This is a genomic window from Stenotrophomonas sp. 115C5 (genome assembly GCF_056861055.1).
In genome coordinates this window covers 153,041-167,698 of sequence record NZ_JBSPUQ010000001.1, presented here as the reverse complement: position 1 = coordinate 167,698, position 14,658 = coordinate 153,041, and the positions used below count along the sequence as shown (strand labels likewise).

15 protein-coding genes are annotated in these 14,658 nt (G+C 67.0%); 7 read left to right on the top strand and 8 right to left on the bottom strand.

Features of this window, described 5'->3' with window-relative positions; all coding sequences use genetic code 11:
• Positions 1 to 75: 75 nt before the first annotated feature.
• From AC13FN_RS00860 to AC13FN_RS00845, 4 genes are all read left to right on the top strand, one after another.
• Complete coding sequence (locus tag AC13FN_RS00860) at positions 76 to 1,212, top strand: ABC transporter ATP-binding protein (protein WP_019337141.1); 1,137 nt, start codon at positions 76 to 78, stop codon at positions 1,210 to 1,212.
• Positions 1,209 to 2,141 carry an ABC transporter permease subunit gene (locus AC13FN_RS00855; protein WP_197579510.1) on the top strand — a complete coding sequence of 311 codons (933 nt, stop codon included), beginning with the start codon at positions 1,209 to 1,211 and terminating at the stop codon, positions 2,139 to 2,141. Before AC13FN_RS00860 ends, AC13FN_RS00855 begins: the two co-directional genes overlap by 4 nt.
• The gene (locus AC13FN_RS00850; RefSeq protein ID WP_054171377.1) at positions 2,138 to 2,980 is read left to right on the top strand and encodes an ABC transporter permease subunit; all 843 of its coding nucleotides are present in this window, start codon (positions 2,138 to 2,140) and stop codon (positions 2,978 to 2,980) included. Before AC13FN_RS00855 ends, AC13FN_RS00850 begins: the two co-directional genes overlap by 4 nt.
• A gap of 83 nt (positions 2,981 to 3,063) precedes the next feature.
• Entirely contained in the window at positions 3,064 to 4,428 is a 1,365-nt protein-coding gene (locus AC13FN_RS00845) for an NAD-dependent succinate-semialdehyde dehydrogenase (protein ID WP_099560219.1), read from the top strand.
• A gap of 112 nt (positions 4,429 to 4,540) precedes the next feature.
• Here the strand turns inward: AC13FN_RS00845 and AC13FN_RS00840 are convergent, their stop codons facing one another.
• From AC13FN_RS00840 to AC13FN_RS00805, 8 genes are all read right to left on the bottom strand, one after another.
• Positions 4,541 to 5,563, bottom strand: coding sequence for a magnesium and cobalt transport protein CorA (locus tag AC13FN_RS00840; RefSeq protein ID WP_019337144.1), 1,023 nt, complete (start codon positions 5,561 to 5,563; stop codon positions 4,541 to 4,543).
• Positions 5,564 to 5,569: 6 nt separating this feature from the next.
• Positions 5,570 to 6,820, bottom strand: coding sequence for a lipoprotein N-acyltransferase Lnb domain-containing protein (locus tag AC13FN_RS00835; protein ID WP_482984307.1), 1,251 nt, complete (start codon positions 6,818 to 6,820; stop codon positions 5,570 to 5,572).
• The gene (locus AC13FN_RS00830; RefSeq protein ID WP_482984308.1) at positions 6,817 to 7,698 is read right to left on the bottom strand and encodes an HlyC/CorC family transporter; all 882 of its coding nucleotides are present in this window, start codon (positions 7,696 to 7,698) and stop codon (positions 6,817 to 6,819) included. Before AC13FN_RS00830 ends, AC13FN_RS00835 begins: the two co-directional genes overlap by 4 nt.
• A gap of 64 nt (positions 7,699 to 7,762) precedes the next feature.
• The gene (locus AC13FN_RS00825) at positions 7,763 to 8,350 is read right to left on the bottom strand and encodes a hypothetical protein (protein ID WP_053443804.1); all 588 of its coding nucleotides are present in this window, start codon (positions 8,348 to 8,350) and stop codon (positions 7,763 to 7,765) included.
• Complete coding sequence (locus AC13FN_RS00820; protein ID WP_049482916.1) at positions 8,350 to 8,958, bottom strand: hypothetical protein; 609 nt, start codon at positions 8,956 to 8,958, stop codon at positions 8,350 to 8,352. Before AC13FN_RS00820 ends, AC13FN_RS00825 begins: the two co-directional genes overlap by 1 nt.
• A 77-nt stretch (positions 8,959 to 9,035) precedes the next feature.
• Positions 9,036 to 9,644 (bottom strand): hypothetical protein, encoded by a 609-nt coding sequence (locus AC13FN_RS00815; RefSeq protein WP_053442773.1) that lies wholly within the window; start codon positions 9,642 to 9,644, stop codon positions 9,036 to 9,038.
• A 48-nt stretch (positions 9,645 to 9,692) separates the two neighbouring features.
• Positions 9,693 to 10,178 carry an rRNA maturation RNase YbeY gene (ybeY, locus tag AC13FN_RS00810; RefSeq protein ID WP_005408831.1) on the bottom strand — a complete coding sequence of 162 codons (486 nt, stop codon included), beginning with the start codon at positions 10,176 to 10,178 and terminating at the stop codon, positions 9,693 to 9,695.
• Positions 10,175 to 11,161, bottom strand: coding sequence for a PhoH family protein (locus AC13FN_RS00805; protein ID WP_019337148.1), 987 nt, complete (start codon positions 11,159 to 11,161; stop codon positions 10,175 to 10,177). Before AC13FN_RS00805 ends, ybeY begins: the two co-directional genes overlap by 4 nt.
• Positions 11,162 to 11,643: 482 nt before the next feature.
• On the opposite strand from AC13FN_RS00805, the gene AC13FN_RS00800 reads away from it, so the two are divergent.
• Genes AC13FN_RS00800 through AC13FN_RS00790 form a run of 3 tightly spaced genes read left to right on the top strand, consistent with a single transcriptional unit; the run spans position 11,644 to position 14,653 of the window.
• Positions 11,644 to 12,600, top strand: coding sequence for an HlyD family secretion protein (locus AC13FN_RS00800; protein ID WP_217015577.1), 957 nt, complete (start codon positions 11,644 to 11,646; stop codon positions 12,598 to 12,600).
• Between the two features lie 20 nt (positions 12,601 to 12,620).
• Complete coding sequence (locus AC13FN_RS00795) at positions 12,621 to 13,544, top strand: ABC transporter ATP-binding protein (RefSeq protein WP_010486131.1); 924 nt, start codon at positions 12,621 to 12,623, stop codon at positions 13,542 to 13,544.
• Positions 13,541 to 14,653: an ABC transporter permease gene (locus AC13FN_RS00790; RefSeq protein ID WP_049431320.1), complete on the top strand. Its 1,113-nt coding sequence runs from the start codon at positions 13,541 to 13,543 to the stop codon at positions 14,651 to 14,653. Before AC13FN_RS00795 ends, AC13FN_RS00790 begins: the two co-directional genes overlap by 4 nt.
• Positions 14,654 to 14,658 lie beyond the last annotated feature (5 nt).

Genomic DNA, 14,658 nt, shown 5'->3' with positions numbered 1-14,658 from the left:
GCTGCCGTCATATCCCCTGCGGCCCCCGGCCGGTAGAATGGCGGCCGCTGTCCACCGCCCGCTCCCGGAGCCCCCATGCCCGTTGAAGCCCAGCCGGTAGCCGCCGTCGTCGACACGACCGGTGCGCCCGGCTATCTCTCCATTCGTGACCTGCGCAAGGAATTCGACGGTTTCGTCGCCGTCGACGACGTCAACCTGGACGTGCGCAAGGGCGAGATCTTTGCCCTGCTCGGTGGCTCCGGCAGTGGCAAATCGACCCTGCTGCGCTGCCTGGGCGGCTTCGAGACGCCCACCAAGGGCAGCATCACCCTCGATGGCCAGCGCCTGGACGCGCTGCCGCCGTACCAGCGGCCGGTCAACATGATGTTCCAGTCCTATGCCCTGTTCCCGCACATGACGGTCGAGCAGAACATTGCCTTCGGCCTGAAGCAGGATGGCCTGGGCAAGGACGCGATCAGCAAGCGCGTCGGCGAGATGCTCGACCTGGTGCAGATGGGCCACCTGGGCAAGCGCAAGCCGCACCAGCTGTCCGGCGGCCAGCAGCAGCGCGTGGCGCTGGCGCGGTCGCTGGCCAAGGGGCCGAAGCTGCTGCTGCTGGACGAGCCGATGGGCGCGCTGGACAAGAAGCTGCGCTCGCAGATGCAGCTGGAACTGGTCAGCATCATCGAATCGTCGGGCGTGACCTGCGTGATGGTCACCCACGACCAGGAAGAAGCGATGACCATGGCCACCCGCATCGCGGTCATGGATGCCGGCTGGATCCAGCAGGTCGGCAAGCCGGACGAGGTCTACGAGCAGCCGGCCAACCGCTTTGTCGCCGAGTTCATCGGTTCGGTCAACCTGTTCGACGGGGTGATCGACGAGGACCTGCCGGAGTATGTGACCGTGCGCTCGCCGCTGTTCCCGGCGCCGATCTACATCGCCCATGGCATCACCGGCTATGAAGGGCAGCCGGTCGCGTTCGCGCTGCGCCCGGAGAAGGTGATGATCGGCAAGGACGAGCCGGAAGGGCACACCAACAAGGCCCAGGGCGTGATCGAGGACATCGCCTATTTCGGCAGCCACTCGGTCTACCACGTGCGCTTGCCCAGCGGCGCCAAGGTGCTGGCCAACTTCGCCAACTCGCAGCGCTGGGCCAGTGATGGCCTCACCTGGGGCGACGAGGTGTGGGTGCACTGGCGCGACAACGACGGCGTGGTGCTGACCTCATGAGCACGGCCGGCCTGAAGCGCTGGCTGCCGGGGCTGCGTGCCACGGTGATCGGCATTCCGTACCTGTGGCTGCTGCTGTTCTTCGCAGTGCCGTTCCTGATCGTGCTGATGATCAGCTTCTCGCTCAGCCGGGTCGGCTCGCCGCCGTACACCTGGCTGCTGCAGTACGCCGATGGCGGCTTCTCGCTGAAGCTGAACCTGGAAAACTACTTGGCGCTGTTCCGCGATTCGATCTATGCGCAGGCCTTCCTGAGCTCGATCAAGATCGCAGCGATCTCGACCTTCCTGACCCTGCTGATCGGCTACCCGATGGCCTATGCCATCGCCCGCCTGTCACCGGCCGCGCGCAACGTGGCGATGATGCTGGTGGTGCTGCCGTCGTGGACCTCGTTCCTGATCCGCGTGTATGCGTGGAAGGCGATCCTGGACCGCAACGGCCTGCTCGACCAGTTCCTGCAGTTCACCGGCCTGCAGTCGCTGATGACGTCGATGGGCCTGCCGAAACTGCAGCTGATCGACACCCCGACCGCCGCCTACATCGGCATCGTCTACTGCTACCTGCCGTTCATGGTGCTGCCGCTGTACGCCAACCTCGTCAAGCACGACCACCGCCTGCTGGAAGCGGCCTACGACCTCGGTGCCAAGCCGTGGCAGGCGTTCCTGCGCATCACCCTGCCGTTGTCGAAGGCGGGCATCATCGCCGGCTGCATGCTGGTGATGATTCCGGCCATCGGTGAATTCGTGATCCCGGAAATGCTGGGTGGCTCGGAGACGCTGATGGTGGGCCGCCAGCTGTGGAACGAGTTCTTCAACAACCGTAACTGGCCGGGCGCCTCGGCGATGGCGGTGGCGATGATCCTGCTGCTGCTGGTGCCGATCCTGCTGTTCAACCGTTCCCAGCAGCGCCTGCTGGAAGGGAAGCAGGCATGAGCCCGCGTAGCGCCAAGGGCCTGGGGCTGGGCGTGCTGCTGCTCGGCTTCGCCTTCCTGTACCTGCCGATCCTGCTGTTGATGTTCTATTCGTTCAACAGCTCGCGGCTGGCGATGGTCTGGGCCGGGTTCTCCACCCGCGCCTACAGCGACCTGTTCGCCGACCGCGCGCTGATGGAGGCGATGTGGACCAGCCTGGTGGTGGCGTTCTGGACCGCCTGCACGGCCACCGTGCTGGGCACGCTGGCGGCGATGGTGATGACCCGCTTCAAGCGCTTCCGCGGCAAGCCGCTGTTTGGCGCGCTGGTCACCGCACCGCTGGTGATGCCGGATGTGATCCTCGGCTTCTCGCTGATGGCGCTGCTGGCTTCGATGGGTGCGATTCCCGGGTTCCCGGCGCGTGGCTTGACCACCATCTGGATCGCGCACGTCACCTTCACACTGTGCTTCGTCACCGTAGTGGTGTCCTCGCGCCTGCAGGAGATGGACCTGTCGCTGGAAGAAGCCGCGATGGACCTGGGCGCGAGCCGGCTGACCGTGTTCGGCCGCATCACCCTGCCGATCATCGCGCCGGCGCTGGTGGCAGGCTGGCTGCTGGCGTTCACCCTGTCGCTGGATGATGTGGTGGTGGCCAGCTTCGTCGCCACGCCGGGCTCGACCACGCTGCCGATGAAGGTGTTCGCTTCGGTGCGCATGGGCATCAGCCCGAAGATCAACGCACTGGCCACGCTGCTGGTGTCGGCGGTGTCGATCGCCGCGGTGATCGGCTGGTACATCAATGCGCGTGCGGAGAAGCGGCGCCAGCGCGATCTGCAGCTGGCGCGACAGGACAACGGCTGAGCACACGGCCTGTCGACAGCGCCGGCAACACCCGGCTCACGGACAGCGGCGCACAATGGGGGTCTTCCAGATGGAGATCCCCCATGACCGTCGAGATCATCAACCCGGCCACCGGCCAGGTGACCTACCGCCATGAACTGATGGGTGCAGCCGACATCGAGCAGCGCCTGCAGGCCGCTGCCGATGCCTTCCCCGGCTGGGCTGATCACTCGCTGCAGGACCGCGGCGCCATCCTTCGCCAGATTGCCGCGCAGCTGCGCGCCCGTCGCGATGACCTGCAGCAGGCGATGACCCACGAGATGGGCAAGCTCAAGGCTGAGGCGCTGGCCGAGGTCGACAAGTGCGCGGCCGCCTGCGAGTACTACGCCGACCACGCGGCCGACTACCTGAAGCCGCAGCTGATCGACACCGAAGCCCAGCGCAGCTATGTGCGCTACGAGCCGATCGGCTGCGTGTTCGCGGTGATGCCGTGGAATTTCCCGATCTGGCAGGTGTTCCGTTTTTTGGCCCCGGCGTTCATGGCTGGCAACGTGGCCGTACTCAAGCACGCCAGCAACGTGCCGCAGTGCGCCGACCTGATCCTGGCGGTGTGCCGTGACGGCGGCCTGCCCGATGGCGTGTTCGATGTACTGCACATCGACAACGACCAGGCCGCCGAGGTGCTGCGCGACGCACGGGTGAAGGCGGTGACGCTGACCGGCAGCGAGCGGGCAGGGCGCTCGATCGCTTCCAATGCCGGCAGCCAGCTGAAGAAGTCGGTGATGGAGCTCGGCGGCAGCGATGCCTTCGTGGTGCTCGACGATGCCGACCTCGACAAGACCGTGGCCGCGGCAGTGAAGTCACGTTTCGACAACAGCGGGCAGACCTGCATCGCGGCCAAGCGCTTCATCGTGGTCGATGCGGTGGCCGATGAATTCACCCGCCGCTTTGTCGAAGCGGCGGGTGAGCGCCAGTATGGCGACCCTGACGAGCGCAGTACCACGCTGGCGCCGATGGCGCGTGCCGACCTGCGCGACGAACTGCACAAGCAGGTGCAGGCCAGCGTGGCCAAGGGCGCGCGGGTGCTGGTGGGTGGTGAGCCGATTGCGGGCACGCACGCCGGCTATCCGGCCACCGTGCTCGACCAGGTCGGCCCTGGCATGCCGGCGTATGACGAGGAATTGTTCGGCCCGGTAGCTGCGGTGATCCGTGTCGCTGACGAGGCCGAGGCACTGCGCGTGGCCAACGACACCCGCTTCGGCCTGGGCGGCAGCGTGTGGACGCGCGACCCGGTGCGCGGTGAACGTTTCGCCCAGCGCATGGAATGCGGTGCGGCGTTCGTCAACGCCATCGTCAAGAGCGACGCGCGGTTGCCGTTCGGTGGCAGCAAGCAGTCCGGTTTCGGTCGCGAACTGGCCGACCATGGCATCCATGAGTTCATGAACATCAAGACTGTCTACGTGGCTTGATGGACCATCCAATGCGCCACGACCAACGGTCGTGGCCTACCGGTCTGATGGGTATCGACCGTTGGTCGATATGTCCCCGGTTTTGTGGGTATCGACCGTTGGTCGATACGATCTACAACCACTTCGCGCGCTTGAACAGCCGGTACAAGCCCACGCACACACCGCCCACGCCAACGATCATCAGCGGGTACGACCACGGTTCGCTCAGCTCGGGCATGTGGCTGAAGTTCATGCCGTACCAGCTGGTGATCAGCGTCGGCGCCGCCAGCAGCGCCGCCCATGCACCCAGCCGCTTGACCGTCTCGCCCTGCGCCAGCGTCACCAGCGACAGGTTCACGCTCAGTGCGGTGCCCAGCATCTCGCGCAGGGTGTCGATCACATCGCTGATGCGTACCGCGTGGTCGTGCACGTCGCGGATGTACAGCTTCACCTCGTCGGGGATCAGTTCGCCCTGATAGCGACGCAGCTGTGCCAGCACGTCCTGCAGCGGCGCCACCGCCATGCGCATCTTGTTCAGTTCGCGCTTGAGCTCGTACAGCCGCACCACGGTGCTGCGCTTGTAGGTGTCGGCGAAGATGTCCTTTTCGAGCAGGTCCAGGGTGTCGCGGAAGCGGTGCACGATGGGCAGGTAGTTGTCGACCACGAAGTCGGTCACCGCATACAGGCAGTACGACGGGCCCATTTTCAGCAGCTGGGGCTCGCGCTCGACCCGCGCGCGTACCGGGGCGTAGGACAGCGAAGCGCCATGGCGCACCGTCACCAGAAAGCGTGGGCCGAGGAAGGCGTGGGTTTCGCCGTACTGGATGCGCTCGTCGACCATCTGCGCGGTCGTCACCACCACGAACATCGAATTGCCGTAGGTCTCGACCTTGGGCCGCTGGTGCGCATTGCGCGCATCCTCGATGGCCAGGTCGTGCAGGCAGAACTCTTCCTGCAATTTCAACAGCACATCGTCATTGGGGTCGTACAGGCCGACCCAGACGAAGCCATTGCCACCGGCAATGACATCGCTGATGGCGTCCAGGGTGATGTCGTGGCGTTTGCCCTCGTCATCGTAGTGGACGCAGTTGATGACGCAGGCGGGGTTGGCCGAGGCGGGCGCGGCAGCGGAGGCGGGCAATGACATGCCCGCCATCGTGCGTCAGGGCTGTGTTTTGGACAAGTGAGGAGTACGCCCCAGCACCCATGCCAGCGTGACGTGGACGGGCAGCAGCAGCACGATCCACTGCACGTTGTACTGCGCCTGCAGGCTCAGCCAGTGCAGCACCAGCGCGGCCACCGCCTGTACCGCCAGCAGCCACAGTACGATCCTGAACATGCGGCCCGGCACGCGCCGGCGCAGCAGGCTGATCGCCCCGGGCAGCAGCAGCACCGCCAGCGGCGAAAGCAACAGCAGGTTGCGATTGGCCCACGCGGCGTAGTGGATGCTGAAGCCCCACAGGAACACCAGCACGCCGCCGAAGAGGGCGCACAGCAGCCAGAACGGCAGGGCCAGCCCGGCCAGCAGGCGCGGGCGGCTGCGCAGCGCCAGGACGCCGCCGGCCACGATCAGCCCGAGCAGCAGCCACGGCCACCAGCGGCGCGCGGATTCCTTCGGCTCCGGATCGATACGGTGCGGCAGCAGTTGCTGTTCGGACTGCACCAGCGGACGGCCATCGCTGTTACGTGCCTGGCGCAGCGCATCGGCCAGGCGCATCGGCACGAAGGCTTCCTGCCAGCGCGACAGCGGCTGGTCGGCGAACGGCCCCAGGCCGACGTCGAAGCCCAGCCACATCCACGGCGCCGGCGAGGCCAGGCGCACCGATTCGCTGCGGTAGGTGTTGCCGCGCGAGCGTCCCGACAGCTGCGACTGCAGGCCGCCGCCGAGTGCCTTGTCCACCGTGTCGCGCACCATCGTGGCGCAGTTGGCGGTGTAGTAGTCGTAGTGGTAACGCGCGTTTTCCGGCTTGGCCCGTTCGGCCAGGTCGGCGGCCAGTGCGCGCGCCTGGTCCGGGCGCAGGTCCAGCCACTGCACGCTGGCGCCACGGCCGGTCTCGTCGTAGTAGGACAGGTCCTGCTGCAGCGGCAGCGCCACCAGGTAATACATCATTTCGCCGCGCGCGAAGCGGCTGATGAAATCGTCCTCGGACGGATCGAAGTACCCGAAGTTGTACGAGGTCGCTTCGCCGCTGAGCGGATCGACCACGACGATGGCGTCGTGGCCGAAGCGTTCGAAGAACACCGTGCCCGGCTGCATGGTGACCACGCCGATGCGCGGCGCAGGGGCCTCGGCGCCGGTGCCGGGCGCAGCGGGCGGGGCCGCCGCCGGCTGCGCGAACGCGGCCAGCGGCAGGGCCATGGCCAGCACGCACAGTGCCAGCCACAGCGTCAGGATCAGGCCGCAGCGCTTCAAGCGTCGTCCTGCGCGTCCGGCGGCAGCACGGTCACGTGGAAGGCCTGGACCCGGCGCGCATCGGCGCGGGCCACGCGGAACATGAAGCGGTCCAGCGCCAGCTCGTCACCGACTTCCGGCAGATGGCCCACGGCCTCGGTGACCAGGCCACCGATGGTGTCGTAGTCCTCGTCGGAGAAGGTGGCACCGAAGCGTGCGTTGAAGTCGCCGATCGGGGTCAGCGCGTCGACCACGTACTGGCCGTCGGACTGGATCGCGATCTGAGCGGAAGGATCCTCGGCCTCGTCATGCTCGTCATCGATCTCGCCGACGATCTGTTCCAGCACGTCCTCGATGGTGACCAGGCCGGCGACACCGCCGTACTCGTCCACCACGATGGCCATGTGGTTGCGCGACAGGCGGAACTCCTTCAGCAGCACGTTGAGCTTCTTCGCCTCCGGGATCAGTACCGCCGGGCGCAGCAGCTCGCGCACGTTGGCCGGGCCGTTGTCGGCAACCACGCCGCGCAGCAGGTCCTTGGCCAGCAGGATGCCGAGGATGTCGTCCTTGTTTTCGCCGTGCACCGGGAAGCGCGAATGGCCGGATTCGACCACCTGCTTCATCAGTTCCAGGAAGGGCGCTTCGACCGGCAGCGAGACCATCTGCGAGCGCGAGATCATCACGTCGCCCACGGTCAGCTCGGCCACCGAAATGGCGCCTTCCATCATCTTCAGGGTATCGGCGGCGATCAGACCCTCTTCCTGCGCGGTGTGCAGGACAGCGACCAGCTCGTCGCGGGTATGGGGTTCGCCGGAGAAGGCGGAGGTCAGGCGTTCAAGCCAGCCGCGCTTCTTTTCACTGTGCTCCGCAGGGGAGCTACTACTGTCGTCTTCTGACATCTCTGGAAAAAAGGCACCCGGCAGGCCGGGCGTTGGCCCAAGTCTAGCAGGATGTGGCGGCCTGTCAGTGACTGCCGGTGGCCGGGGCAGGGGAGCCCGGGGCTGCCGCTTCCTCGGGCAGGTCCAGGCTGTAGGTGCAGCCGGCCAGGGTCTTGCCCGGGTGGGAGGCCACGGTGGAGACGCTGAGGATGATCGACTCGATCTGGGCCTCGCCGGTCTTCGGGTCGGTCACGTCGCGGCTGACCAGCTCGCGGCCGGCCATGAACTTGCCGTCCTGGTCGTAGCCGGTCTCCAGCGCCAGGCGCTTGGCCAGCGGGCGTGGGTCGGCCTGGTCGAGGACTGCCATGACGCTGGCCCCGGCCACCGCCACCCGCTCGGTGCTCACGCCGAACACGCTGATCGGCTGGGCCAGGCGGTACTCGCTCATGAACTGGTTGCCCTGCGGCAGCGGCTGCAGGCCCTGGGCCACGGCCGCCAGCGGGTCGGCCAGCAACGGCGCCAGCGCAGCCTGGTCGGCCACGCCCTGGCGGCATTCGATCAGCGCCGGCAGGTCCAGGCGGGAAGCGAACGCGGATGGGACCGCAAGGACACACAGCAGAGGCAGGCAGCAGCGCAGTGACACGAGCGGTTTCCGCAGGCAGAGGGGCGCCATCATAGCCCTGGCGAGCGCCGGAGCGGTGCCACCAGACGGCGCGCGAAACCCATCATCAGGAACCGCACGACCATGAAGGACAAGGTGAGCACGACCGACGTCATGGCGATCTGCATGGCTTCCCCTGCGGCACGCACCACTGCCGGCCACAGGCCTGGACCTGTCAGCCACGGCATCAGGTCGTCCGCCGCCTTGCCGCTTGCTTTCAGGTAGATCAGGGCCAGCACGAACAGCACCAGCAGCGAGGTCCGGCTGGCATGGAAGAACGGCAGCGCGTTGACCGGGCGGCCCAGGTGCCGGTGCACCAGCATCCGCCACAACACCGGCAGAGTCAGCGCACCCGCCAGTACCAGGATCATCGACGCCCCCCACAGTGCGGGGGTATGGGCCGGTTCCCGTTCGCCATTGAGATGCGGGCCGATCAGGCCGATCACCGCGCCGGTCAGCAGGCAGAGGGGCGACAGCAGGGCCAGGCTGCGCAGCAGCCAATGCCTGCCGCTGGGGTCGCGGGCGCTGATGCGGCGCACGGCATAGGCGCCAAGCGCCAGCAGCACGGCGAAAAGACCCACGCCGAGCGTAAACATCATCGAGCCGTTGTCCGAGGTCATCCTTGGTTTCCTTGCGCCCCATGCCTGGCGGCGAACAATAGCGCAGCGCGCGGACCGGCGCCCGCAGGCCACGTTGGTCAGGGGGATCGCCGCTGCGATGTCGCCGGATACCAGCGCAGCCTGACCGGGTAGCCCAGTTGCACCTGCAGGTGGTCGCGCACGGTCGCCGCCGTTGCGCGGTTGGCTGGGGTATCCCGGAGTTCCACCTCCAGCTCCCCGGTCTTGACATCCAGGCTATAGCCGAACTGGTCGGGCAGCTGGGCGAGCAGCCCGTCCCGCTGAGCATGCAGGCGGCGCTCCATCTCCGCTTCGGTCATCGCGGCGCCGGTGATGTAGTGCACACGTTGCGGGCCATCCGCCCCTGGGTGTGTCTCATCGGCCTCGGGTGCGGCGCCTGTCAGTCGCACCACAACGTTCCAGCCCCTCGCATTGTCCACCCAGATGCCGGCCAGGCGGGCCGCGTGCCGCGCTTCCAGGCGGTCGATCAGCGCCCGTTGCTGGGCGGTGGCGACGGTATTGCGGGTGTCGCGCTCGTTGCTGCCAAAGAACGCCCGTAGTTCGGCGATCTTTGCGGCGATGTCGGCCTCGCTGTCACTGGTGGGGAACGGTGACGGACGGTCAGGATCGGGCATCAGGCCAGCCCCGGACTGCAGTAGCGCGGCAAGCACAAGTGCGGGCAGGGACATGCTGCGCTCCTCTTCCGTGAGTGCATGGGCTCGGAACAGAGCCCGGTGTCAGCGCTCGCCCGCGTATGGGTCGTCGATGCCCAGCTCGGCCAGGATCTCCCGTTCCAGCTGCTCCATCGCCTCGGCTTCCTTGTCGTCCTCGTGGTCCCAGCCGAGCAGGTGCAGCACGCCGTGCACGGTCAGGTGCGCGTAGTGGGCGTTGAGCGCCTTGCCCTGTTCGTCGGCCTCGCGTGCCACCACCGGTGCACAGATCACCAGGTCACCCAGCAGCGGGAACTTGACGCCCTTGGGCAGGCCTTCGGGTACTTCGGCCGGGAAGCTGAGCACATTGGTCGCGTAGTCCTTGCCGCGGTAATGGCGGTTCAGCGACTGCCCTTCCTTGGCATCGACCACGCGGATGGCCAGGTCGGCCTCGCGGATGCGGCCCTTCAACGCGGCGGCCACCCACTTGCGGAAGCTGACTGCCGCCGGCAGGCCGGCACGTGGCAGGGCATAACTGACGGCGACGTCCAGTCGCACGGGACCACGGGTCATGGAGTTGCTCCAGGTTGGATCTGATGCAGGTCGCGGCGGTCGTAGGCGCTGACGATGCGTGCGACCAGCGGGTGGCGGACCACGTCACGGGATTCGAAGAAGGTGAAGCTGACCCCCTCGACCTCACGCAGCACGTCGATGGCGTCGCGCAGGCCGGACTTCACATGCTTGGGCAGGTCGGTCTGGGTCAGGTCACCGGTGACCACCGCAGTGGAGCCGTAACCCAGGCGGGTCAGAAACATCTTCATCTGCTCGATGGTGGTGTTCTGTGCTTCGTCCAGGATCACGAACGCATCGTTGAGCGTGCGGCCGCGCATGTAGGCCAGCGGTGCGATCTCGATGACGTTCTTCTCCAGCAGCTTGACCACCTTCTCCACGCCCATCATCTCGTACAGGGCGTCGTACAGCGGTCGCAGGTAGGGGTCGACCTTCTGGCTCAGGTCGCCGGGCAGGAAGCCCAGCTTCTCGCCGGCCTCCACCGCCGGGCGCACCAGGATCAGGCGCTGCACCCGCGATTCGTTCAGTGCTTCGACCGCGCTGGCCACGGCCAGGAAGGTCTTGCCGGTACCGGCCGGACCGATGCCGAAGTTGATGTCATGCGTGGCGATCTGGTGCAGGTAGCGGCCCTGGTTGGCACCGCGACCGCGCACCGTACCGCGCTTGACCTTGATCGCCACCTCCTGCGCTTCGTAGGAGCGTTCGGCGATCTGCTCGACGTTGGCTTGCGCCAGGCGCAGGTGGATGGCGTGGTTGTCGAAGGTGGTTTCGCCGGCTTCGGCGTACAGCGCTTCAACCAGTTTCTGCGCCTCGACGATGGCTTCGTTCGGCCCGCTGATGCGGAACACGAAGCCACGATTTGCGATCTCCACGCCGAGCTTCAGCTCGATCTGGCGCAGGTGCCCGTCGAAGGGGCCGCACAGGTTGGCCAGTCGCTCGTTGTCTTCCGGCGACAGGGTGAAGTCTCGATGATCGATGCTTTTCATTGCTTGGGGTGGGGCGGACGCCTTCCACCGCAGTGTATTCAGGGAGGACAAGGGTAGCGCGCGTGCGGGGCACACGGCCAGCAGACGGTCGATACAGCGTTTTCCACACCCGGTGTGGACGGGGCGCGCGGAAACCTGTGGATAGCCCTTTGCAATGCTTGTGCCACAAGGCCCATGAGGTCTTGGTGAAAAAAGCGTCATGGCCGTTCGTCGCTGCGGCAGCACTGCCACAGGTGGCCTGCACGGGGGCATTCATCGTGATGGCAGTGCAGGTTTCGTTGCCGGGCGAGCAACAAAGCCACGTCCTGGCGGATTTCCACAGCGGTTGTGGAATGATGCCGAATCAACCTGTGGATAGGTGGTGCGGAGCCTTGCGGCAAAAGGCTTGCCCACGTGTGGTGAAAAAACCGTCAGGGCTGATCGGAATCATTGAGGGTGCACGGGGTACATGGCACCGTGTCGCCGTCGCAGGAGGGGATGGCATGGGCATCGGCAACGGGATGCGTGGGATCGGACTGGCGGGCATCGGCCTGCTTGCGGGGTGCGGGCAGTCAGCGCCGACTGCACTAGGCACGCTGGAATGGGACCGGATCACGGTGCCGGCGCCGGCGGCCGAAGTCATCGCCACGGTGGACGTGCGCGAGGGCCAGCAGGTCAAGGCCGGTACGGTGCTGATGCAGCTCGACCCGGCCCGTGGCGATGCGCAGTTCGCTGCAGCGCAGGCGGACACGGTGCGCGCGCAGGCGCAGCTGGAGGAACTGAAGATCGGCCCGAGGCAGGAGCAGATCGCCCAGGCCCAGGCGCAGCTGGCGGCCCTGCGTGCGCAGGCGGTTGAAGCCAGCGCGTACTACCAGCGGGTGCAACCGTTGGCGCGACAGCGCCTGATCGCCGCCGCCGAGCTGGACCGGGCACGGGCTGCGGCCGGCAACGCCGAAGCCAGCGTGCGTGCCGCCGAGCAGGCCTGGCTGGAGCGGGTGCATGGCAGCCGCGCGCAGGACATCGCGCAGGGGCAGGCCGCAGCGGACGCTGCGCAGGCGCAGCAGGTAGTGCAGGGCGTCAATCTGCAGAAGCTGCAGCTGCGCGCACCGCGCGACGGCGTGGTCGATGCCTTGCCTTACCGGCAGGGGGACCAGGCGCCGGTCGGCGCGCCGCTGGCGGTGATGCTGGTCGGCGAGCGCCCCTATGCACGCGTCTACCTGCCGCAGCCGCTGCGCCTGCAGGTCAAGGTCGGACAGGCCGCGCAGATACAGCTGGAGGGAGGCAGCATGGTGCTGACGGGGCACGTGCGTGCGATCCGCAGCGAGCCGTCGTTCACGCCGTACTACGCACTGACCGGTGATGACGTCGAGCGCCTGAGCTATCTGGCCGAGATCGAAGTGGACGGGAACAGCGACATGCAGAAGCTGCCAGCGGGTCTTCCGGTACAGGTGCGCTTCTGAGCACCGGTGCGGACATCGCGGTGCATGCGCAGGGCTTGACCCGCCGCTTCGGCGATCTGCTGGCCGTGGACAATGTCGACCTGACCGTGCCGCGTGGCCAGGTCTATGGCTTCCTGGGGCCGAACGGGTCGGGCAAGTCGACCACCATCCGCATGCTGTGCGGCCTGCTGGAACCGAGTGCCGGGCAGATCGAGGTGCTGGGCCTGGCGGTTCCCGAGCAGGCCGAAGCACTGCGCCGGCGCATCGGCTACATGACCCAGCGCTTCTCGTTGTATGAAGATCTTTCGGTGCGCGAGAACCTGGAATTCCTCGCCGCCATCCAGGACCTGCCACGCGCGCAGGCCCGGCAGCGGGTCGACGAGCTGCTGCAGCAGTATCGTCTTCTGGACAGGCAGCCGCAGCTGGCTGGCACCCTCAGTGGTGGCCAGAAGCAGCGCTTGGCGCTGGCCGGCGCCGTCGTGCATGCGCCCGAGCTGTTGTTCCTGGACGAGCCGACCAGCGCGGTCGACCCGGAATCACGCCGCGATTTCTGGGAGGCCCTGTTTGAACTGGCCGACGCCGGTACCACCGTGCTGGTATCGACCCACTACATGGACGAAGCCGAGCGCTGCCATCGGTTGGCGATCCTCGATCGTGGTGCGCTGGTGGCCGATGGCACACCGGCTGAACTGTGCGCACGGTTGGAAGGGCGCACGCTGCAGGTCACCGCGTCGCAGCCGCGCCTGGCCAGCCGCGCACTGGCCGATCTGCCCGGCGTGCTCAGCGTGGCGCAGATCGGCACCCATCTGCGCGTGCTGTGCAATGAGGGAGCGGCGGACATCGCAGTGCTGGGCCGTGCGCTGGCCAGTGCTGACCCGCAGGCCAGCATCGAGAAGGTGGCACCGAACCTGGAAGACGTGTTCGTGGCTGCCACCCGTGGTCGTGGCCGGGAGCCGGCGGAATGAACCTGCGCCGGCTGTGGGCGATCATGCTCAAGGAACTGCGGCAGCTACGGCGCGACCGCATCACGCTGGCGATGATCGTCGGTATTCCGGTGATGCAGCTGTTGCTGTTCGGCTATGCGATCAATCTCAACCTGCGTCACCTCGACGCCGGTGTCGCCGACCAGGCCAACAGTGCCGCCTCGCGCGCGCTGGTGCAGGACATGGTCGCGACCGGCGTGATCACGCCGCGCAGCGAGGCCTACACGCCCGACCAGCTGATGCAGGCGCTGCGCCGTGGCGAGATCAGTGTCGGCATCGTGGTGCCGGCCGACTTCGAGCGTCGCCGCTTTGACGGTCGCGAGGCGGTGCAGGTGCTGGTCGATGGCAGCGACACCGTGGTGCAGAGCGCAGCGATCCAGCTGGCGCAGGTGCCGCTGGATACGCGTCCGACCAGCAACACGCGTCCCCTGCGCGAGGGCAGCATCGCCAGTGGACAGGTCAGCGTGACCAGCTTCTACAACCCGCAGCGGCGCTCGGCGGTGAACATCGTGCCGGGACTGATCGGGGTGATCCTGACCATGACCCTGGTGATGTTCACGGCCGTGGCGGTGGTGCGCGAGCGCGAGCGCGGCAACATGGAACTGCTGATCGCAACGCCGGTGTCGCGCAGCGAACTGATGGTGGGCAAGGTGCTGCCTTATGCAGCGATTGGCCTGCTGCAGACCACGCTGGTGCTGGTGCTGGGCACCTGGCTGTTCCAGGTGCCGATCCGCGGCAGCCTGCTCGATATCTATCTGGCCGCCGTGCTGCTGGTGCTGGCCAACCTGGCGCTGGGCCTGTTGATCTCTACGCGCGCGCGCTCGCAGTTCCAGGCGATGCAGATGACGTTGTTCCTGTTCCTGCCGTCGATCCTGCTGTCGGGCTTCATGTTCCCGTTCGCTGGCATGCCGCGGCCGGTGCAATGGCTGGCCGAAGTGCTGCCGCTGACCCACTTCCTGCGGCTGGTGCGCGGCATCATGCTGCGCGGCGCCTCGCTGTGGGAGCTGTGGCACGACGCGCTGGCGCTGCTGGCCTTCATCGTGGTGATGATGACGCTGGCGATCCTGCGTTTCCGCAAACGATTGGATTAAGGCCT